At 48.0% G+C, this 19064-nt stretch carries 19 protein-coding genes; 7 read left to right on the forward strand and 12 right to left on the reverse strand.

Going from position 1 to position 19064, the window contains the following annotated elements; all coding sequences use genetic code 11:
- Positions 1-22: 22 nt before the first annotated feature.
- Genes ACP5KC_RS01570 through ACP5KC_RS01585 form a run of 4 tightly spaced genes read left to right on the forward strand, consistent with a single transcriptional unit; the run spans position 23 to position 2965 of the window.
- Positions 23-850 (forward strand): nucleotidyltransferase domain-containing protein, encoded by an 828-nt coding sequence (locus ACP5KC_RS01570; protein WP_052884172.1) that lies wholly within the window; start codon positions 23-25, stop codon positions 848-850.
- A gap of 10 nt (positions 851-860) precedes the next feature.
- Positions 861-1598, forward strand: coding sequence for a 5-formyltetrahydrofolate cyclo-ligase (locus ACP5KC_RS01575; protein WP_273433492.1), 738 nt, complete (start codon positions 861-863; stop codon positions 1596-1598).
- A 27-nt stretch (positions 1599-1625) separates the two neighbouring features.
- On the forward strand, positions 1626-2414 hold the full coding sequence (surE, locus tag ACP5KC_RS01580) for a 5'/3'-nucleotidase SurE (protein WP_052884173.1): 789 nt from the start codon (positions 1626-1628) through the stop codon (positions 2412-2414).
- A gap of 5 nt (positions 2415-2419) precedes the next feature.
- Positions 2420-2965: an NTPase gene (locus ACP5KC_RS01585; protein WP_052884904.1), complete on the forward strand. Its 546-nt coding sequence runs from the start codon at positions 2420-2422 to the stop codon at positions 2963-2965.
- Here the strand turns inward: ACP5KC_RS01585 and ACP5KC_RS01590 are convergent.
- The 6 genes from ACP5KC_RS01590 to ACP5KC_RS01615 form a co-directional block, all read right to left on the reverse strand.
- Positions 2962-4107 carry an iron-containing alcohol dehydrogenase gene (locus ACP5KC_RS01590; RefSeq protein ID WP_273433490.1) on the reverse strand — a complete coding sequence of 382 codons (1146 nt, stop codon included), beginning with the start codon at positions 4105-4107 and terminating at the stop codon, positions 2962-2964. The genes ACP5KC_RS01585 and ACP5KC_RS01590 overlap by 4 nt on opposite strands.
- Positions 4108-4146: 39 nt before the next feature.
- Complete coding sequence (locus tag ACP5KC_RS01595) at positions 4147-5694, reverse strand: glycogen/starch/alpha-glucan phosphorylase (protein ID WP_273433488.1); 1548 nt, start codon at positions 5692-5694, stop codon at positions 4147-4149.
- Positions 5695-5797: 103 nt separating this feature from the next.
- Positions 5798-6157: a hypothetical protein gene (locus tag ACP5KC_RS01600; RefSeq protein WP_428286757.1), complete on the reverse strand. Its 360-nt coding sequence runs from the start codon at positions 6155-6157 to the stop codon at positions 5798-5800.
- A 60-nt stretch (positions 6158-6217) separates the two neighbouring features.
- A complete protein-coding gene (locus ACP5KC_RS01605; RefSeq protein WP_273433486.1) occupies positions 6218-6928 on the reverse strand; it encodes an HAD family hydrolase in 711 nt (236 codons plus the stop codon).
- On the reverse strand, positions 6910-8586 hold the full coding sequence (gene pheT / locus ACP5KC_RS01610) for a phenylalanine--tRNA ligase subunit beta (RefSeq protein ID WP_428286758.1): 1677 nt from the start codon (positions 8584-8586) through the stop codon (positions 6910-6912). The genes ACP5KC_RS01605 and pheT overlap by 19 nt, the downstream gene beginning before the upstream one ends.
- A 4-nt stretch (positions 8587-8590) precedes the next feature.
- Positions 8591-10138: a phenylalanine--tRNA ligase subunit alpha gene (locus ACP5KC_RS01615; RefSeq protein ID WP_273433482.1), complete on the reverse strand. Its 1548-nt coding sequence runs from the start codon at positions 10136-10138 to the stop codon at positions 8591-8593.
- Between the two features lie 88 nt (positions 10139-10226).
- Between ACP5KC_RS01615 and ACP5KC_RS01620 the strand changes: the two genes are divergently transcribed.
- Complete coding sequence (locus tag ACP5KC_RS01620; RefSeq protein ID WP_191118417.1) at positions 10227-11468, forward strand: aminotransferase class V-fold PLP-dependent enzyme; 1242 nt, start codon at positions 10227-10229, stop codon at positions 11466-11468.
- Between the two features lie 3 nt (positions 11469-11471).
- On the opposite strand, the gene ACP5KC_RS01625 is transcribed toward ACP5KC_RS01620, so the two are convergent.
- Positions 11472-12854, reverse strand: a complete 1383-nt coding sequence (locus ACP5KC_RS01625; RefSeq protein ID WP_052884179.1) for a thymidylate synthase — start codon at positions 12852-12854, stop codon at positions 11472-11474.
- Between the two features lie 137 nt (positions 12855-12991).
- Between ACP5KC_RS01625 and ACP5KC_RS01630 the strand changes: the two genes are divergently transcribed.
- A complete protein-coding gene (locus ACP5KC_RS01630; RefSeq protein WP_273433480.1) occupies positions 12992-13849 on the forward strand; it encodes an aldo/keto reductase in 858 nt (285 codons plus the stop codon).
- Positions 13850-13851: 2 nt separating this feature from the next.
- Positions 13852-14163, forward strand: coding sequence for a hypothetical protein (locus ACP5KC_RS01635; protein WP_428286763.1), 312 nt, complete (start codon positions 13852-13854; stop codon positions 14161-14163).
- A gap of 16 nt (positions 14164-14179) precedes the next feature.
- Here the strand turns inward: ACP5KC_RS01635 and ACP5KC_RS01640 are convergent, their stop codons facing one another.
- From ACP5KC_RS01640 to ACP5KC_RS01660, 5 genes are all read right to left on the reverse strand, one after another.
- Positions 14180-14983: an energy-coupling factor ABC transporter ATP-binding protein gene (locus ACP5KC_RS01640; RefSeq protein ID WP_424740182.1), complete on the reverse strand. Its 804-nt coding sequence runs from the start codon at positions 14981-14983 to the stop codon at positions 14180-14182.
- Positions 14984-14988: 5 nt separating this feature from the next.
- Positions 14989-15834, reverse strand: a complete 846-nt coding sequence (locus ACP5KC_RS01645) for an ABC transporter ATP-binding protein (protein ID WP_273433476.1) — start codon at positions 15832-15834, stop codon at positions 14989-14991.
- The gene (locus ACP5KC_RS01650; protein WP_428286759.1) at positions 15807-16586 is read right to left on the reverse strand and encodes an energy-coupling factor transporter transmembrane component T family protein; all 780 of its coding nucleotides are present in this window, start codon (positions 16584-16586) and stop codon (positions 15807-15809) included. The genes ACP5KC_RS01645 and ACP5KC_RS01650 overlap by 28 nt, the downstream gene beginning before the upstream one ends.
- Positions 16587-16644: 58 nt before the next feature.
- Complete coding sequence (locus ACP5KC_RS01655) at positions 16645-17496, reverse strand: QueT transporter family protein (protein WP_052884183.1); 852 nt, start codon at positions 17494-17496, stop codon at positions 16645-16647.
- A gap of 105 nt (positions 17497-17601) precedes the next feature.
- On the reverse strand, positions 17602-18492 hold the full coding sequence (locus tag ACP5KC_RS01660; protein ID WP_428286760.1) for a CBS domain-containing protein: 891 nt from the start codon (positions 18490-18492) through the stop codon (positions 17602-17604).
- Positions 18493-19064 lie beyond the last annotated feature (572 nt).

A 19064-nucleotide genomic window follows, 5' to 3' on the forward strand; every position in this document is an offset into this window, starting at 1 on the left:
AACAAGCCCTATGGTATAGATGATGAGTCTAGTGGAGCCCCTGGTACCAATCATCACCGAAATGCTTGGAGAAGATGTAAAGGGAGTAGTGTTGTACGGGTCATCCACAGTCCCAGCAGACCATTCCCCTCTAAGCGACATTAACATAGCAGTACTCCTACGCAAAAAACCCTCCATTGAGACCATGGCCTCTCTTACTGACAGGCTTGGCCCCGACGTATCAGTGCTCTTCCTAACGATAGACGAGTTGAAAAGGTTAAGAGAGGAGGGCGAGTTCATAGCTCACGAGATTATTAGAGGAGGAAGGATACTCTACGCTGATGAAGAAGCAACTAGGGAGTTAGCGAAAACTCCACCAATTACGGAGCGTACAAAATCTTATCTACGGAGACATTCCACGGCTTGTCTCGGACTGTGTCTCGAGAACTATTTCAATGGACGGTTCAGCCTATCACTAAACTATGCGTTTAAGTCCCTTCGAAGTGCTTGTCGTCTGTTAGCAGTCGAGGACTCGCTTGTTATCCTTTCGGACGGCGAGATGCTCGGCTATCTTGAGAAGAAGGGAATGCAAGACATTATAGCTGTCTACCGGGAACTCCGTGACAGGAGGTTCAAGGGAGTGAGAAAAGGGGAACTTCTAAGCGTGCTCAATGTAGCCCTCAAGTCATCCATGAAGATCCTAGGCTTTGAACCCCTGGAAATTAATCAGGTGATTGAAACCATCGAGAAAGAGTTTCGATTTGTCTCAGACGTTAAGTTTCGATTAGAGAATGGTTCCCCAACCCTTCACGTCACAGGCTTAAACAACAAGGGCAGTAACCATGAAATACTCATCTCGCTTCGAAAATAGGGGTTAAGGGTTGACTGCTTCCAACGACGTTTCCAAGATAAAAAGCGAGATAAGGAGGCAGATATGGGAGAGGATGATACGCGAAAAGGTAGCCTTACCCCCTTTTCCAATAGAGGGACGTATACCTAATTTTAAGGGAGCTGATCGGGCTGCAAAGAGACTCGTTGAAGATAAACTTTTCCAAGAAGCGGAGGTTGTCTTCTGCAGCCCGGATTCACCTCAGAGGCATGTACGAGAAGCTGTACTTAGGAGCGGTAAAATACTGGTAATGGCTACACCACGTCTACGCGAGGGGTTTATCGTGCTTGACCCGCGCAAAATAGAGGAAAAAGTATTTCATGAAGCGGCAACAATCAAAGGCGCGTTTAAGTATGGGAGACTTGTCACTCTAGACCTACCAGTTATAGATTTGAAGGTTACGGGTAGCGTGGCTGTAAGCCGGGATGGCGGCAGAGTTGGTAAGGGAGGAGGGTTTAGCGACCTGGAATTTGCCATTCTCAAGACAATAGGCGTCATAGTCGATGAGACACCAGTCGTTACGACTGTACATGACCTGCAGCTCGTTGAGGCTATTCCCATGCTTAAACACGACGTCCCACTTGACGCTTTGTATACCCCTGAAAAGAAGATTTACACTACTAGAAAATTAAAGAAGCCCGAAGGTATTTACTGGGACCTCATCCCCATAAAAAAGTTTGAGGAAATCCCTCTGTTGAAGATTCTCAGGGATAAAAACTTAAACAGATGAAAAACCCAAATTGTTAAGGGTATGCGAATGGCTCTCAAAATTCTATTAACAAACGATGACGGTCCCTTCTCACCCGGCCTAGCGATTCTACGCGAAGCAGTTAAAGACCTGGGACAGGTCTTCACCGTTGTGCCTGAGACTCCCAAATCCGCCACGGGACTCGGTCTAACCCTCCACAAACCAGTACGCGTGAACAAGTTAAAGGTTGATCAGGAGCACATTTATCTGGTAAGTGGAACTCCCAGCGACGTTATCTACATAGCCATGAACGTTGTGACGGGTAAGCCTGACTTGGTGGTCTCAGGCGTAAACATAGGAGATAACTTGAGCGTCCAAGTCATCCTCTCATCGGGTACCCTGGGGGCTGTCCTACAAGCCTCCATAGAGGGGATACCTGGAGTGGCTTTTAGCGCATCCGTGGACTCCCCTGAGGAGTTGGAAGAACCTGAGTACAGAAAGTTTATAACGAGAACCTCACGGATAATACTGGAAAGCCTTCTCAAAACTGGTTTCCCAGAAGGAGTGGACGCCTTGAACGTAAATTTCCCACCTGTTATCACGAGTGAAGTAGTCGTTGCGCGTCCGGCAAGGAGAAGGTTCTCTACGGCCGTCGTGAAGAGGAGAGACCCCCAGGGAAGACCCTATTACTGGCTATACGGACAGCCCGTCGAGGTCGAGAAAGACACAGACGTCTACGCGGTGCTCGAGGACGGCAAGATCGCAATAACGCCGATATCGCTTGGTATGCTGTTCGAACACAAAGTTGAGACAATAGACACGTTTCTCAAGGAAATCAAAAACAGACTTGAAGGATGAAGGACATGAATAAGAACTTTCTAATCACAGGTAGACCCGGCATAGGGAAGACTACTTGTCTAAGGCGCGCCGCTGAAATCCTCTTGAGCAGAAACGTCGTAGTCGGGGGTATGTTAACGCTAGAGGTTAGGGAGGGTGGTATAAGGCAGGGCTTCCAAATCATTGACCTGATAAGTGGTAGAAAAGGAAAACTTGCCGACGTAAACCTAAACAAGGGGCCAAGGGTGGGAAAATATTGGGTAAACCTTCAGGACCTCGAGGAGATTGGTGTTACTGCGATTAGGAGAGCTCTCAGGGAGGCAAAAGTGGTGATAATTGATGAAATTGGACCAATGGAATTGTTTAGTGAAGCTTTCCGGGAGGCGGTGACAGCGGCACTAGATTCTCCAAAGCCTGTACTGGCATCCATCCATTTTAGAGCACGTGAGTCTACATTTGGCAGGATGATCCTAAGCAGACCTGACGTAGAGGTTGTCGAGCTAACAATATCTAACCGTGAGCAGGTCCCGGTTGAACTTGCAAGAAAAATAGCACAGCTGGTGGCAGCCTAGTACACGGCCTCAAAAATACTACGAACAATGCTTTCACTTACATCCAAAGGCGCGTTCGCTAGGTTTCTCTGATAGCGAAGCCCTTCTTTGACATAGTGTTCTAGCTGCTCCCGCGTAACTCCCAGATCCCGAAGCTTCAGAGGTGCTCCAACACTCGCCTTTAGTCTCTGTATTGCCTCTTCTAAACCGCCGGGCGGTCTAGCAACCCCCGTTTTGAGATAGAACGTTTCACTTTTTGCTGGGAGTATTCCTTCATAGAATCGGGCTGCTCCGGGTAGAATCATCGCGTTTGCAAGCCCGTGAGGTAGACCGAGCTCGACTGTGAGCGCATAGCCTAGACCATGACCCAGGTTCGTGCCACTATAGTTAATCGCTATCCCTGCTAACATGCTAGCATAGAATACCTTCTCTCTGCACTCAAAAAGACCAGTCACGGCACAGGGCAGGTACCTGAATATTATTCCTGCTGCCTCCAAGGCGAGGAGGTCGGAGTATGGATTGCTCCTGCGGCTAAAATAAGCTTCAATGGCGTGGCTCAGAGCGTCAAGACCTGTACTCGCGGACTGATCACGTGGGAGATAATTTAGAACCAGAGGGTCGAGAACTGCGTAGTCTGGATATATGCCATCACCGGAAACTGCTATTTTCATCTTGTTAGTCTCATCCACAAGAACAGAGTACTTAGTCACCTCGCTACCCGTACCGTGGGTCGTAGGAATTGCTATCAATGGAGTAAGCCTTTCATCGACCGTTTTTGGATACACATAATCCTCTATGCTGCCTCCGAGTGTGTAGACCACGTTTAAGGCTTTAGCAGCATCAATCACACTGCCACCCCCAAATGCTACTATCACGTCTGGCTGAACCTTACTCGCTACTTCCATGGCTTTTCTAATAGTCGTGTAAGTAGGGTTCGGTTCAACATCGCTGAAAAAGCTACACGTTAAGCCTGAATCTTCAAGTATTTGTCTAATCTTCGCGTCATAGCCGTATTTACGGGCGAAGGTCCGCCCCGTAATAACGAGGGCTTTTCTTCCGTGCTTAGAGGCGAGCTGCCCGATGGTTTCAATTGCCCCCCGCCGAAAAATTATCCTAGTGGGAAGCCACAAGTTAAAGGGAGTTGTCTCCGTCATCAATGTCATGTTGAAACCCTGAATGAAAAGTATTGTCCCAAACAGTATTTATGCGTTTGAGTGTGCAAGGTCCGGGTAGTACTCAGTCAGAACCCTTGTAATGTCTACTCTTGGTGTGAATGTCAAGACGGCATTTAGCCCAATATTCAGGAACCCTTCGCGATCCGACCTGAAGAGATCGAGGGCCTTCGCCAGCTTAACTTTAAGCTCCTCGTATTCACGCGAGTCAATCTCGGGGACGCGGGGATCCCTGGCAAAGTCTATAAGGTCTCGTATATCGTTTCCGAAGAGCCATCCATTCACCCCATCCTTTATCAGTTCGATGGCAGCACCGTCGCGTGAAGCTATCGATGCTGTAGCGTTTAGTGCAGCCTTCATGAAGCTGGTCCCACTGGCCTCGTATCCCGAGAACGGGGTGAATAGTAGGATGTCTCCGCCTGCAAGGATTGTTCTGGCCTTCTGCACATCGTAGTCGGGAAAGTATACTACATTCGGTCTACTCTTTTCTAGCTCTTTAAACTTTCTCATGTACCCGAGACCTTCCTTGTCCTCGGGGTGAGCCTTACCCCCAAGCAGGAAGAAGACATCTCTGTCCGCTTCCTCTATCAACTTCAAGGCAAAGTATGGGCGTTTATACTTGGTGATACGTCTCGCCCACACGACTATGGGGGTTTCAGGGTCTATACTCACGTGCTTACGCGAGCCGACGAGGCGCACAGCTTCTTCACGAATTTTTTTCTTGGCCTCCGCTAGAACACCGTTGTTCAGACCCCCGTTCAACAGATGGTCACGAATACTCGGATGCATCCATCTCTCAATGTCAACACCGTTAGTAACGAATCTGGCCTTGTCAATAAGGTGAGGTATTACCCTCCTCATAACATTAAAGTGCTTTGCTGAAACCATTATTAGCTCTCGAGACATTATGGCCCCCAGGGTTGTCAGAACAACCTTGTCCTCTATCATTTTGTATCCAAATTCTTGCTCAAAGTATTCTCTGGGAAATGACGGGTGTCCCCATGAGCCGGGCGTATGGATGATTAGTCTGAAGTATCCGGGAAGGTTGAGTACGAGGGGTAGCAGTGCAGTATATGCCTCTTGCAAGTCGATATACTTGACGTATTCAACTCCAACAACATTTTTTATATACTCGGCTGATGCACGGGCGAGGAAAACATATTTCAGGAATTTTTCTTTTGGGTCTCTCTCGATAAAGACTCTATCAACTATACTCTTGGCCCAGTCCGGTTCCACTGGCTCAAAGAATACCACTCTAGCACTGCCTTTGGTGTAGACCCATGTGGAAACGCCTACTCTTTCACCTTTAAGCGTTACTTCGAGCTCACAGCATCGTTGAAGTTTATCGAGAAAGCTCTTGGGTTGACCTTGCGGGACTGGCCTGGGGTTTCCGTCAGCGTCGAACTCATAGTCTACGTAGCCTCCACGATAGAGGAGCGAGAGGACGTGATAGTTTAATCCAAGACGTGAAGCTGCGTAAAACTTGTCCCCCTCTAGTACACCGAGTCCGCCGGCGTACGTGAATCCCTCATCGAGAGCTATTTCGGGTGTAATGCTTATTATGGCTTCAGCGGGCATTATGACTCAGAAGCGGTTATTTTGTGCATCATTAAATTCTTTTTTTAAATAATGTTTTAATAATTTCACGAAATTAGGATATAAAAAAGTGTGAGGAAGTTATTCAGTTTCGATCGTCATCTGACCTAAGATGTAATTTTTTATAATCGCCTCTGTTGTTATTTAAGTAGTAGCCCTTTATTATCCCGTTGTTTTGGGGAACTAGAAGAAGCCTTCCGCCATCCTCGAAGTGTAGCTCAATATAGCTTAAACTTTCGCCGAGAACTTCTGAGAGTTTTCTTGCAATGCTGACCATGGCGGCAGATGCTGCTGAGATCTTTAGATCTCCCTTATTACTCAGGGGAAGGCCCTCTTCATTCGTAAGGAATTCCTCATTCTCAAGTTTGAGCTTCCTGACGATGCCGATGCTCTCTGCTCCTCCAGCAAGTTGGTTTACCAAATTATTCATTCTCATCTTATTCATCACCGGATTATCTAACTCCAAGCCATTTATAAGTAATTTAGTTCAATGGGTTTCCTATGTCTAAACAGTTTCTAGGAGAAGTTTTATCTCGCTCATATCCTTAACCGTATAGTCCGGTTTCTCCCGGCCATTGTACTCATGGAAACCTGTGTATGCCACCGTCTTCATGCCCAAGTTTTTCGCCCCTATGATATCGGCTTCTTCGTCCCCGACGAAGATACTCTTTGTTGGGATTATACCGGTGTTGTAAACTATCCAGGAGTAGAACCTTGGATGTGGTTTCCTGTAGGCTATCTCATCGGAAAAAGCGAAAGCATCAAAGAGTGTTGATAGCCCTTTGTGCTTGAGAAGTTTTAGAGTATGCTCCCCACTAAAAGTGTTGGATGCTATTATAACCTTGTAGCCGAGACTCTTGGCATGAATGAGTAGCTCCGGTGCGCCAAGTGCCATGGTCATCGAGTTCAGGTATGGATACATGTATGCCTCGCTAAGCGATTTGAGTAATTCACGGTTGGGCTTGACGTTTAATTTATTCAGGAATATTATTATCTCTCCCTGGAGATCCACCTCGCGGAACGTGTTGTTCCTTATCTCATCGGCTAGGAGACGGGCTTCAATGTATGCCCGGTAGACATCTTCGACATCGAATTCATACCCGTTGCTAGCCAGGGCTTCGGCAACCTTTAGGGAGCGAAGCCTATGGTATTCCTCTATTGTAACCACTGGGTAGAATAGCGTTCCCCAGAAATCTATTAGGAGGCCTTTCTGCACTCTTCAAAGCACCTTTTGAGGTGTGAAAGGTCTAACTCGCAAATAACTACTGGAACTTTTAATTCAAAGTTTTGTAGCACGGCTGGATGAACCTCGCCGATAATCCCTAGCTCTCCGAGCTTTGAATAGATTTTCGCTGATCTTCCCTGAATGAGGCTTGGGTGTTCTAGGGGCTGGTAAGTCACTTCTACCCCGAATTGAGAAGCAAGTGTCTTCAGGACTGCCATCCCGTCGGTGAGTGTAACGCCCCTACCTGCGATAGCAAAGGCAAGGTGCCTCTCGTCCCTAGCTTTATTTTCGCGCATAGGGTCTGGTATTACCACGTCTCCCACCTCGAATATCCTTTGAGGGTATCCTGCGTGCTTGCTTGCCGAGAGAGTGGCGAGAAGCTGTGGAGAAATCCAGACACGTAGGGCGTGGAATGTTTCGTGCTTAGGGTTCTCGACCTCTATTATATCTCCTGCCGGGAGGTTCATCCTATCAAACATCAGCGCCTTGCTAGTCATGATGTAATTGTTTACCTCCACAAAACCCATCCCTATCATCCCTTCCCTGACAGCTCTCGAGAAAACTTCCAAGCCATCCTCACGTCCAGGGTGGAGTGGAGGCATGTAGCTCGGCTCGATTGTATCGAAACCATATGCCATTGCAACCTCTTCTGCTATGTCAACGGGGTGAAGGATGTCTACTCTGAAATATGGGTATTCTACCGAGAGTGTTGTAGGTGAAAGCGGTGATGCTTTCATCCTCATTCTTGCAAGGAGCTCGACCGTATTTTCTATATCAATATCAAGTCCGAGGAGCATCTGATTCAGAGCCGTGTCGTAGACTATCCTTTCAGGCTCCGTAATAGGAGTTGTCCTTAGATCTTCCCGGTAAATGTTACGCACAGCATGTATTGTACCTCCTCGCATGGCTACAGCGTAGGCGACAAGAGTGATGATACGCTTCCCAGCCTCGGGGTCCGTGCTTGTAACATCGATGAGTATGTCCTTTGAGTTCTCTGTTAGTCTATAGTCCTCACTATTTGTGATTGGCGGGAAGCTAACAACTTGACCCCTCGCGTCAACTATAAGCGGAACCTCCTCCTGGCCCTCTAGAAGGTGCCTGTACGCTATACCCTTGGGGTGGGTCTTTAGAACCTCTCTTGGAGTCATCTCTATAGTGAAGCCGAGCGGTTTGAACTTAACAGCGTCTGGTTTAACAGACGAATATTTTACAGGAAACTCGACGCCAGTTAGGTCATAAAGCCCTATGGAGACCTTTCGCCTGTCTCTACCGTATGTCAGGTGTATCTTCTCCTGAAGCTGCATAAGCTGCCGAATACTTTCGTCGTCTAGACTAACACCCTTCACGACTGCAAAGTAAGCATAGGGACGGTAAGATGGCCCGTTAATATGGGCCTCGTAAGTATGGTCGCTGATTGACACTTTAGGGAGCCCTTTCTCTAACCCTAGGAGTCCTTTCACGTAGATCGAGAGAAGCTCTGCGGAGTACAAGTCTGGCCTGTCATGGGTAGCCTCAAAGGATATAGTGTCTCCCGCTATGTCTTCGACCTCGCATTTTAAGCGGGGTAGTATGTTCCTCAGCTCGCTTTCTGAGAGGCTTACACCAACTAAGCGTTCCAGATCCCAAAGTTTGACCTCAACTACTGGCATACACTCACCTCAGAAGGCTTGTGGGGAGGGGTCTAGGCGCCCGCCGAATAAAGTCTAGATCCTGGGTGAAGAGGAGGCGTATATCATCGATTCCTAAAACAGTCATAGCTATCCTGTCAATACCTATACCCCAGGCGGCAACGTTTACCCCTTTTACGCCTAGAGCTGCAAGCATCTCGGGTCTAAACATACCCCCTGGAAAAACCTCTATCCAGCCCAGCTTCTCGTGTTTTATAAAGCCTTCAACGCTTGGCTCAGTGAAGGGGAAATAGGCCGGCTTCACCTTGACCTCGCCTAGACCCAACCTTCTGGCCATCTCGTTGAAGAATCCGAGTAGGTTTCGGAAGGTCACTTTTCTACCAACGATAATTCCTTCGAGCTGGTAGAACTCCATGCTGTGCTTTGCATCGAGGTTCTCAGGCCTGAACACTCTGTCGAGCGAGAAACACATATACTCGCCAGCCCCCCTCTGGTACAAGGTTCTCGCCGAGACGGCTGTCGTCTGCGTCCGGAGTATAAGCCTTGCAGCCCTGAGCGGATCCCACTTGTAGCCCCAACCCTTAGAGCCTGTCCCGCCCCCGTTTTCGTGGGCGCTTGCGATCCTCTTTAAGAGTTCTAGGTCGCGGATCTCGCCTAGCATGTTACCTTTCACGAAGTACGTGTCGTGTATCTCGCGGGCCGGGTGGTCTTGAGCCTGGAACAACGCATCAAAGTTCCAAAGTTCTAGCTCGACATGAGGCCCCTTCATCTCCTCGAAGCCCATTTCAACAAGTATCTCTCTAAGCCAGTCTAGGAATTCGAGATATGGGTGTTTGCGCCCAGCCGGAATACTTGGAGGCTCGGCTTTAAGGTCGAAGGGCTTAAAGACGGCGTATCTCCAGCTACCACTCTCCAGTATCTCTGGAGTAAGCTCGGTGATGACGGGAGCTTCCGCCAGGAGCCCTTTGCTTAATAGCATTGAAAGTGTCCCTGTTGCTCTGAGCCTCAGCTTGGTCCTTTTCCTGAGCTCGACTAAGCCCCTCCTCCTCAACGTGTTTAGGAGTTGTTGCTCAGGGAGCTGTCCTCGAGCTATGAGTTCCAAAGCGCTCTTATTCCTCTCGACGAGCTCATGCGCGTTAGGCTCTACAAGCTTTAGAAGCCCAGACTCCACGATCAACGCTTTCCCAGCTGCCAACTGGGCTATGCCGATCTCTATTTCCTCAGGCTTAAAACCCTTCTCGACGCCCTTTCGTGTTAACTCTTCCCTACTTATAGAACCTAGAGAGGAGAGAAGGCTGAGAACGTTTTCCTCGGGAAGGCCTGATTTTAGACACCTTTCTCCCTCTTTTGTAAGCACGTAGACGGGTACTTCTACTCTCTCAACCTCGAGTAGTCCTTTCGACTTTAACTCCTCTATGTCCCGCATGAGGTCTTCGCGCTTAACGTTAAGCCGCGACGCAAGCTCGTCGACGTCGAGCTCTGACTCTTGAATTGCCATCAGGATTCTCATTTGACGTGGAGAAACGTAGGTTTTCGTCAAAATTGGCGAGTCATGGTCACCATTAACGCTCATACCTCCCTCCCTATTAAGATTTTCGAGACTGGCTTGCATACTTAAGTTTAGAACTATTTATATTGTTTAACATCCTCTTTTCATAGGGGTGCACTTGATTAATCCTTACGAGATACGAAAGGACTTCCCCATATTTAGCAGGAAGGTACACGGCAAGAGCCTAATTTACTTCGACAACGCGGCGACAAGCCAGAGACCCATACAGGTCCTTGAAGCTATAGAGAACTTTTATAGGAACCAGAATGCGAATATTGGACGGAGTGTACACGAGCTCGCTCTATCCGCCACTGAAACCTACGAGGCGTCCAGAAAGATTGTGGCGACCTTCCTTGGGGCTAAGCCTGACGAGCTAGTATTTACAAAGAATACAACGGAGAGCATTAACATGGCAGCTTACTCTCTGCTTGTCTCGGGTATTATCGACAGAGGGAGTGAAATCATGATCACGAGGATGGAGCATCACAGCAATCTTCTCCCCTGGGTTACCGTTGCTAAACTGGCCAAGGCCGAGCTACGGGTTGTAGAGGTCTCGGATAACGGTAGGCTATCCATGGATGACTTCTATAGAAAGTTGAGCGATAAAACTCGCGTCGTCGCAGTCACGCATGCTAGTAATGTTACAGGAGTCGTCAACCCGGTACGCGAGATCTGTGAGGAGGCTCACAAGCACGGTGCACTTTGCCTTGTGGATGGGGCTCAAAGCGTCCCGCACATGAAGGTTGACGTTAACACCATGAAGGCAGACTTTCTAGCTTTTTCCGGGCATAAAATGCTTGGTCCCATGGGAATAGGTGGACTTTTCATTAGGAGAGAGTTGGGAGAGAGGCTTGACCCGCCTTTTCCAGGGGGAGGAGCTATATCGCTTGTGGGATGCGAGGTAGACAGGTGTACGGCGGAGTGGCTTAGCATGCCTCACAAGTTCGAAGCTGGGACGCCAAACGTTGCCGGAGCACTAGGCTTGTCTGTAGCCGTGGAATATCTCGAAAAAATAGGGCTTGAGAATATTGAGGCTCATGAGAAAAGGCTTCTAGAGAAAGGCATGGAAATTCTCTCTGGGTTAGGTGTCAAACTCTATGGCCCTGAAGAGACAAGGGAAAGGATAGGTGTTTTAAGCTTTAACATAGAGGGCATGACACCGCATGAGGTGGCTCAGCTACTTGACAGTGAAGGTATAGCTGTAAGAAGCGGTCATCACTGTGCGCTCCCCCTCGTTAAAAGGCTTGGCGCCCCGATGGGTACGGTTAGAGCTAGCTTCTACCTTTACAACACTCTGGAAGAACTGGAAACTTTCGGCGAAGTATTAAGGAAGATAAAGATCCTCGCAAGCTAGAGCCTAGACGGCGTCCTGAATGTACTCTTCCCCCTCCCTTAAAGCGTTTTCAGCGCGATACAACTCTCTTGCAAGGTACGCGGCATGTCTGGGGAGTAAAGCATCAAGGTTGATCTTTTCTAAAAGCTCCTTGGCGCTCTTTCCACGGAAGGAGGTGACAAGGGCGCCCGTCTGATCCCTATGCTCTAGTAGTATTAGGCCGTCCTCAACCCGTATTATGAAGTTGCCCTTAGGGTCTGGTACGAAAGCCGTGAAACTCTTCCTCTCGTTCTCCACCAGCTCCTTTACCCTTGCCCAATCATGCTCATAGAGGTGCAGGGAGCCACTGATAACTGTTAAAAAACCAGGGCGAACATTATTCCCAGTCTTATCTGAAAGCTGCCTCGAAATCTCTTCCATCAGGCGTAGAAGACCATAAGTGTTTACTGGCCAGCCTGCGTAGGCATCGTGACTTCGGAAATAAGCGAGCTGGTTGTACCTGTATCCCGACAGGTCACCCTGCACTATTATAAGGCATGGCGGGTCTTTGCTCTTAGGGTCTATTTCGAAATCCCAGGTTAAGGCTACTGCCCTCCTAGTGCTGGGGTTTGAGGCAAGCTTTGAGACGAGGGTGGCTATTTGATCCCCGGCAACCCTGTGCCTGCGAAGCCTGTCACCATACGAGTAGCTTGCACCGGAAACGCCTTCTAGGAGTGCCTCCACGTGTCTCTCGAGCTCTTCACGAGAGAAATATCGCTGTAGTTTGTGAGAAGTCTTTAAGGCTTCTTCCGCGTATAATACAATCGTAGAGCCAAGCAGTTGTTTCTGCATCTCCCCGTACTCGGTGCCTTTTAGGTATCCCCATGTGAGTACGGCATCGACAAGCTTAGCCCATGCTCTTACAAGGTTATCCTCGACGATGTGTAAACCGGATATTTGGCTAGGCCACGAGGTTGACCGTACTTCTACAAGTTCAATGTTAACTATATCCCTGTAGATCCCGGGAGCGAATTCCCGATTGATGACCAGTGCTATTGATTGGTAAGCCCCCTTGCTGAATTCTTCTCGTAAATCTATGACCTTAACTGTTCCAAGTATTGGTTTGAGCTTCTCTAAGGGCCACATTAGCCTGAGTCCTTCAGGGACTGACCCCTGAAACAGCTCTATCAAGGCTTTCCCGCTTCCAGAGAGATCTGCGCCGAAGACCACGAGAGTGTTTATTTCAGGATGCTTCGAGAGTGTATATAGCAAGTGGTTTATCCCGTACATCGTGTAGAGCGTTCCTACGATGTTTACTTTGGCGTCTACTTCTAGCCTTTTGAGAAGATCCAGGACAAACTCCTTCTTGGTCCACAGTGTGACGATGCTAACGTTTGACTTCGGGTTCAGTACGACAACATCAGGCATTAGACGCCCACTGATTATAAGATGGAAGCGAAGGAATAAAAAGGGAATGTTGAAAAAAGTGAAAGTCTTTTCAAACACTGCTCAAGTAGGATTGAGGAAGCAATAAAGATAATAACGTCTGAGGAGAATATCGCTCGGTGATCATTCTGCAACGCAGGGTTAACGATAAGAAGTTTTTCAAAAAGATCGGGGCAGAGCTACCCGTGCTAGGTCTGGGTACCTGGGGTATTGGCGGTGGATTCTGGACCCCTGATAACTCACAGGATGATATATGGGTTGACGCCTTGAGGTATGGCCTGGAGCTGGGTGCAACTCTAATTGACACTGCTGAGATGTATGGAGGTGGACACTCAGAGGAAATCGTGGGTAAGGCTATAAAGGGGTTCGAGCGCGAGGAGATTTTCATCGTGTCAAAGGTGTGGCACACGCATGCAAGCCGTGATGATGTTATAAAGGCCGCTCAAGGCAGTGTTAAGAGGCTTGGGACATACATGGACTTATACCTGATTCACTGGCCTCCAGAGAACGTTAAGCTTTGTGAGACGATGAGGGGGCTCGAGGAGACTGTTAAAAGAGGGTACACCAGGTTTATCGGTGTGAGCAACTTTAGCGTAGAACTCTTGGAGGAGGCTAGGAGCTGCCTGAGCACGAATGATGTCGCTGCGATAGAGAACAAGTTCAGCCTTCTCGACAGGCGAGACGAGAATACTGTTATTCCCTATGCTGAACGCGAGGGCATGCTTTACCTGGCTTATACCCCCCTTGAGAAAGGCCAGCTGGCAAAGGACTCTTTCCTTGCAAGTATTGGGTCAAAGTACGGGAAAACCGCAGTGCAAGTGGCTCTCAACTGGCTGATAATGTTTAACCCTGTGGTTCCAATTCCCAAGGCAGCGGACAAAAGACACGTTGAGGAAAACGTCGGTGCTATGGGTTGGAGGCTGAGCATTGAGGACTGGAGACTCATCTCTGAAAAATATAAGAGAGTGATTGCTTGAAGATGGTGCGAGTATATAGAAACGAAGATGTGAGGAGAATAATAGCTTTTATCCCTAAGGGTCACAGACACGTTAGGATTCTCCTGGAATTCGTCGATGGAGCTGTTGTAATCCAGGAGGCGACAGCGGCGGCGATAGTCAGGGCTTACATGAATGTTGTGACGCATCCTTTTAAGAGGGCTGTGGAGCTGGTATCCCAAAGAGTTAGTGGGCAAAAGGAGGGATACGCTGATTATCAGTTATTGGAGACTGGTAGAAGCGAGGAGGAGATTTTCTCTCAGCTTGAGTCGATATTAGAGCCCAATAAAAGCTAGCCCTCTTAAAGGCAAGTTATTTGCGGTAACGCCGCTCAAGGAGCACTTCGGCTAGCTTTGCAGGGTTAAGCTCTTTTACGCCGAGCTCCTTAGCAATTCTTTGAAGCTGCGTAAGCATAAAGCCGTGTTGCTCAAGAAAATCCGTATCTGTGAGCACTTCGAGGGCTTCGCCATCTCGGATGATTTTTCCTTTCTCAAGGACGATAATCCTACTCGCATATCTCCCGAGGAGGTCCAAATCATGAGTTATAACGATGATTGTTTTCCCTGTTGCGTTTAAGACCCTAAGGGTTTCAAAAAGCATGAGGCTTCTACCGTAATCTAGGCCTGTGGTTGGCTCATCCAATATTATTGCTTGAGACCCCATAACGAGAACACTTGCTATTGCTAGTCTGTGTTTCTGTCCAAAGCTTAGTGTATGGGGAGGGGTGTTTAGAGGTTTGTCGAGGTCGACGGCCCTTAGAGCTTCACGAACCCGCGGTTCTATGTCTCTTTCAGCGAATCCAAGATTTCTAAGGGCAAAAGCAACTTCATCCTTTATGGTATGAGAAAATATCATCATATCAGGGTTCTGGAACACATATGCCACCGTCCTTGCAGCCTCAGATGCTGGAAGCTTTCTAGAATCCACGCCATTTATTATGACACGCCCCTTCGTGGGCTTAAGTAGCGATGCCGCTAGCTTTGCTAGGGTTGTTTTCCCTGAGCCACTGTGTCCTATTATGCCTATAAATTCACCCTGCGTTATCTCGAGGGAAATACCTTGAAGGGCCCTTACCCCCGTGGGATAAACAAACTCTACCTCTTCAAACCTTATCATACCCTTCACCAGCTGTGCTCCTTGAAGTCTTCAAGGCGGACGGGAATTTTCAACTTGACACCTTTCTTTATGAGCTGGTAGGCGATCTCCGTTACACCTGGTGGCCTAACGCCTAGCTTGGTCACCAAATCCATTTGCGAGAAGACTTCCTGCGGGGTGCCTCCTAGGAGAATCTTGCCCTCATCCATGAGATAAATTTTATCGGCAACATTGACGGCCCACTCGACCCTGTGTTCTGCTACGATAATTGTCAAGCCGTACTCCTCTTTTAGCCTCGAGATGGCTGATAGAACCATCTGTGTGCCCAAGTGATCAAGCATGGAGGTAGGCTCATCTAGGAGGAGTATTTTGGGCTTCATGGTTAATACGCTTGCTATTGCCAGGAGCTGCTTCTCGCCACCCGAGAGGGTTTGAGGATCCTTTTGCTCATACCCTCTGAGCCCAAGCGCATCAAGCGCCCACTCAACGCGAGCGAGAACCTCATCTTTAGAGAGGCCAAGATTTTCGGGCGCCATGGCTAGCTCCTCGAATACCGAACGAGTAATTATCTGGATCTCGGGGTTCTGGTAGACGATGCCCACCTTGCCTGTCAAAGCCTTGTAGCCCTGCTTAACGGGGTCTACTCCGTCGACGAAGACCTCGCCCTTGACGTGCCCTGGAATCACTCCTGGGAGGAGCCCTGAGATAATGTTGAGCAGCGTGCTTTTCCCGCAGCCACTGGGACCCATCAATACGACAGTTTCTCCCTTTGATATCTCTAAAGAGACGTTCTCTATAATCCATTTATCCGAAGTAATATACTTAGCGTACACCTCTCTTAACCTTACAACTGTATCAGACCCATACCCCAAGCCGTTATCACCCCGTAAAATACTAGGGAAACTAAGATGAATATAGTGTCCGAACTCTTCCAATTCGATTCCAATACATATGTTCTTTTACCGTATCCTACAGCTCTAGTAGCTAGGACAAGGCTTAGATCCCACACGTCAGTCAGCATCTTGGAGAAAAGAGGAACAATGATAGGGATGTGCTTCCTGATTCTTTCCACCAAGCTGCCTTTGTCCAATGACAATCCCCTCGCTCTTTGCGCGTCTATTACGTCGCCTGCCACTCTCACCATTGAGGGCAGTAGACTTAATGCTATAACAAAGGTTAACGCTAGTTTATGGGGAACCTTGATCTTCTCGAGAGTCCACATTAAATGGTAGGGCTTAGTGGACGCGAAAAATACTACAAATGCGATTATCGGATTGACTATGAGGAAAAACTTGCCCAAAGCTACTAAGAGGCCAACATCGGTAACTCGGAGCCAGCCCAATTCGAGCAACACAGTTCCCTGCGAGCTATAAATGCCGGCCCATATAATAGTGGAGACAAGGAAGAATATTAAAGAGTTGAAGATCAAGAGGAGGGCAACCCCTGTACCTAGTCCTGAAAGTGATAAGGCCATGAGTGTGGAGATGAAGACAGGTATTCCCTTTAAACCGTTAAACTGTGTAGCTATCGAGGCCGCAAGCACCAGTATCGACCATATAAGCTTTGACCGCGGGTCGAGGCCGTGCATGAATGATTTTCTTTCAATGTAAAGGCCAGTAAACATGAGTAAGACACCAAGGGTTTAACAGAGTAATGTTGAAAAAATTATAAAATTATCGTTTTTATGCTAGGTTTTTCACCCTATCCTTCCAGTACAAGCCTCTCCCTTTAACATAAGGGAATAGTAGAGCGCCTAGAATCGGCGAGAGAATCGCGTTAACCACTATGTTGTTGCTGAGAATGCTGGGGGCAATAATTCCCCAGATTACGAAGAGGGGTAGTCCTACGACGGCTTGCATAGCGTCAAGCCACCAGCATATGTATACTGCGCTGACGAGAGCCTGAACAATTACTCCCCAGATGTAAAAGTCGGCTAGGGATACGGCCGACTTGAAAGTCTGGTCACGTACAAATTTGTAAGGAATGTAAGCTATAAGGAAGTTGCCCACGAAGCCTCCTATGGATCCCACGCCAAAGTAACCGGCAAGAACGTCAGCGATTAGGTTGCCGAAGGCTACCCCGAGTGCCCCTGGAATACCGAAGAACATGCCGAAGAGGGGTGCTAGTGAGTTGGCGGGTCTTATCCATGTAAAGCCCGGCACTATGGTTATAGGGGCTGTAGCTGCTAGGAGACCTCCATAGACTGCTGCGCTAAGAGCTGCTAAGGCTACGTCCAGCACGCCCCAGTTGCTTACGCCTTGACCTGTCTTTTTAAGGCCGCTAAGAGTGATTGTGTATCCGGCTAGCTCGACTAGGAAGACCAGAGTTCCTATAACCCACACAACCGCGCCTATGTAGAAGATTATGTTGGTGAACTGGGTGAAGAAACGTGAGAGGGGGAATACACTCCATGGATCCTGGGGGTTAACAGTGTAGGCTTGATAGAATTCATAAAGTATGGCAGCCGCGATCAGAAGACCTATTATTAAAATTAAGTAACTGTAAAGTTTGCTATTTGAGCTTTGTGCGCTCATATCAAGTTATATTAATTAGTCTTTGTACTTAAATATATTTTCCTGAGGAGAATTTGCATAACGGTGTGTATGCTGGAACCCTCGCCCTTCAGGGCGGGGAGGAGGTCAGAGGGTGTACCGTACAAGCTTGTTAAGAACGTCCGTTCTTGTCACTATTCCTACAGGTCTCTCTAATTCATCCACCACGACTGCTCTTCCCGTTTTTCTCGAGGCAAGAATTTTCATGAGATCCATTATGTCAGCCCCAGTTCCCACCCTTGGAACGTTCGTCTCCATGAAGTCTTCCACCTTTCCTTTATAATCACGCCTGAGATAAGCCTTGACGACATGCGATGCACTTATAATTCCGCAGAGCTTCCCGTCATCGTCAACGACCGGTATGGCTCTAATGTCATTAGAGAGTAAAAGATCCCCTACAGCAGTAAGGTCTACACTTCTCTTGACGACCACAGGGCTAGGCGTCATCACCTCGCCTGCAGTGGCTTTGGGCACCGCTATAAGGGAGTTAACCTCTATTAGTATCTCGTGTCGCTTGTAATCCACTTTCAAAACATATCCATCAATTATTAGTCTGGTTCTGGGCGTAGGGCCGAGTTTGACGTGAGCGCCCTCCCTCAACTGGTTTATGCTGCCAAACACCTTGAGAACAGCCTTAACTCCAGCGGGATCCGCTAGTCCAAGGATGTCGAGCTCTAGGGCATAGATTCGCGAGGGATGAGAGTCAATAACTATTGGTGTAGGCTCAATCAAATTCTCCAAGTATTGGGGGGACCTTGCTATTTCAATACCCTTAACCGTTGGGAGATAACCTCCACCCGGTCCCGTCCTAGCTTCAATGAGTCCCATCGCTTTAAGAGCTAATATAGAGTTTCTTACAGTTCCCTCACTCTTCCCAAGGTGCGTAGCTATCTCACTACTCGTAACGGGACGTTGAAGAGAGTCAAATAGTGTGACCACCGCAACTAGTAGCTCGTAAAGAGTACTCGAAAGAGACATATTTAGTGTTATTATTATAAGGTATTAATCTTTAACTCGTCGAATAAAGCTTCGTCATTTACTTAAAAATTAAAGCGGTTACCCTTTCACTGTTAACTCAGGAGATCAAAGGTAAACTTTACCCGGTTAAAAAATGCTCAACAAGCTTCATAGCGTCTCTAAAGCTTAATTAGTACGTGCAGAGACCCCTCTCCTCCAATCACACAAGCCTAGGGTTTCTTCGTCTCCTGCACCCTGTCAAGGAGATACCTCTCAGAGGAGATTCGGGTGTGCTTAGAGCAATGTACATCTACCTTATGATCACACATCCTTTGCCCTCCATGCATACGTGTTCATCCATCAGCTTTTCAAGGGTCTGGAGCTTTACTCCTTTTCCTACACTATACGTGTAGTATTGGAGGAGGACGGTACTATATCCCGGATAGGATTTATGTTTTCATAATTATATGGGAGGCGTAGGGTTTTAATATGAGTGATAGGTTTGTGAGGATCCTAAAGAAAGATGCCTCTTATTCCTCGAGGAGGCCATCGATCCTGGCTGAGAGTTCTTCTAGCTCTCTGAGCATCGCGTC

The organism is Infirmifilum sp. (assembly GCF_049970975.1).
GTDB classification, from domain to species: domain Archaea; phylum Thermoproteota; class Thermoprotei; order Thermofilales; family Thermofilaceae; genus Thermofilum; species Thermofilum uzonense.

What these genes read in the sequence shown, in the direction of transcription:
- ACP5KC_RS01655 (WP_052884183.1), bottom strand. Translation starts at nt 17,496, where the DNA reads ATGAGCGCACAAAGCTCAAATAGCAAACTTTACAGTTACTTAATTTTA.
- ACP5KC_RS01585 (WP_052884904.1), top strand. Translation starts at nt 2,420, where the DNA reads ATGAATAAGAACTTTCTAATCACAGGTAGACCCGGCATAGGGAAGACT.
- ACP5KC_RS01570 (WP_052884172.1), top strand. Translation starts at nt 23, where the DNA reads ATGAGTCTAGTGGAGCCCCTGGTACCAATCATCACCGAAATGCTTGGA.
- ACP5KC_RS01615 (WP_273433482.1), bottom strand. Translation starts at nt 10,138, where the DNA reads ATGAGCGTTAATGGTGACCATGACTCGCCAATTTTGACGAAAACCTAC.
- ACP5KC_RS01650 (WP_428286759.1), bottom strand. Translation starts at nt 16,586, where the DNA reads ATGTTTACTGGCCTTTACATTGAAAGAAAATCATTCATGCACGGCCTC.
- ACP5KC_RS01600 (WP_428286757.1), bottom strand. Translation starts at nt 6,157, where the DNA reads ATGAATAAGATGAGAATGAATAATTTGGTAAACCAACTTGCTGGAGGA.
- ACP5KC_RS01635 (WP_428286763.1), top strand. Translation starts at nt 13,852, where the DNA reads ATGGTGCGAGTATATAGAAACGAAGATGTGAGGAGAATAATAGCTTTT.
- ACP5KC_RS01595 (WP_273433488.1), bottom strand. Translation starts at nt 5,694, where the DNA reads ATGCCCGCTGAAGCCATAATAAGCATTACACCCGAAATAGCTCTCGAT.
- ACP5KC_RS01640 (WP_424740182.1), bottom strand. Translation starts at nt 14,983, where the DNA reads ATGATAAGGTTTGAAGAGGTAGAGTTTGTTTATCCCACGGGGGTAAGG.
- pheT (WP_428286758.1), bottom strand. Translation starts at nt 8,586, where the DNA reads ATGCCAGTAGTTGAGGTCAAACTTTGGGATCTGGAACGCTTAGTTGGT.
- ACP5KC_RS01590 (WP_273433490.1), bottom strand. Translation starts at nt 4,107, where the DNA reads ATGACATTGATGACGGAGACAACTCCCTTTAACTTGTGGCTTCCCACT.
- ACP5KC_RS01660 (WP_428286760.1), bottom strand. Translation starts at nt 18,492, where the DNA reads ATGTCTCTTTCGAGTACTCTTTACGAGCTACTAGTTGCGGTGGTCACA.
- ACP5KC_RS01625 (WP_052884179.1), bottom strand. Translation starts at nt 12,854, where the DNA reads ATGCCTGATGTTGTCGTACTGAACCCGAAGTCAAACGTTAGCATCGTC.
- surE (WP_052884173.1), top strand. Translation starts at nt 1,626, where the DNA reads ATGGCTCTCAAAATTCTATTAACAAACGATGACGGTCCCTTCTCACCC.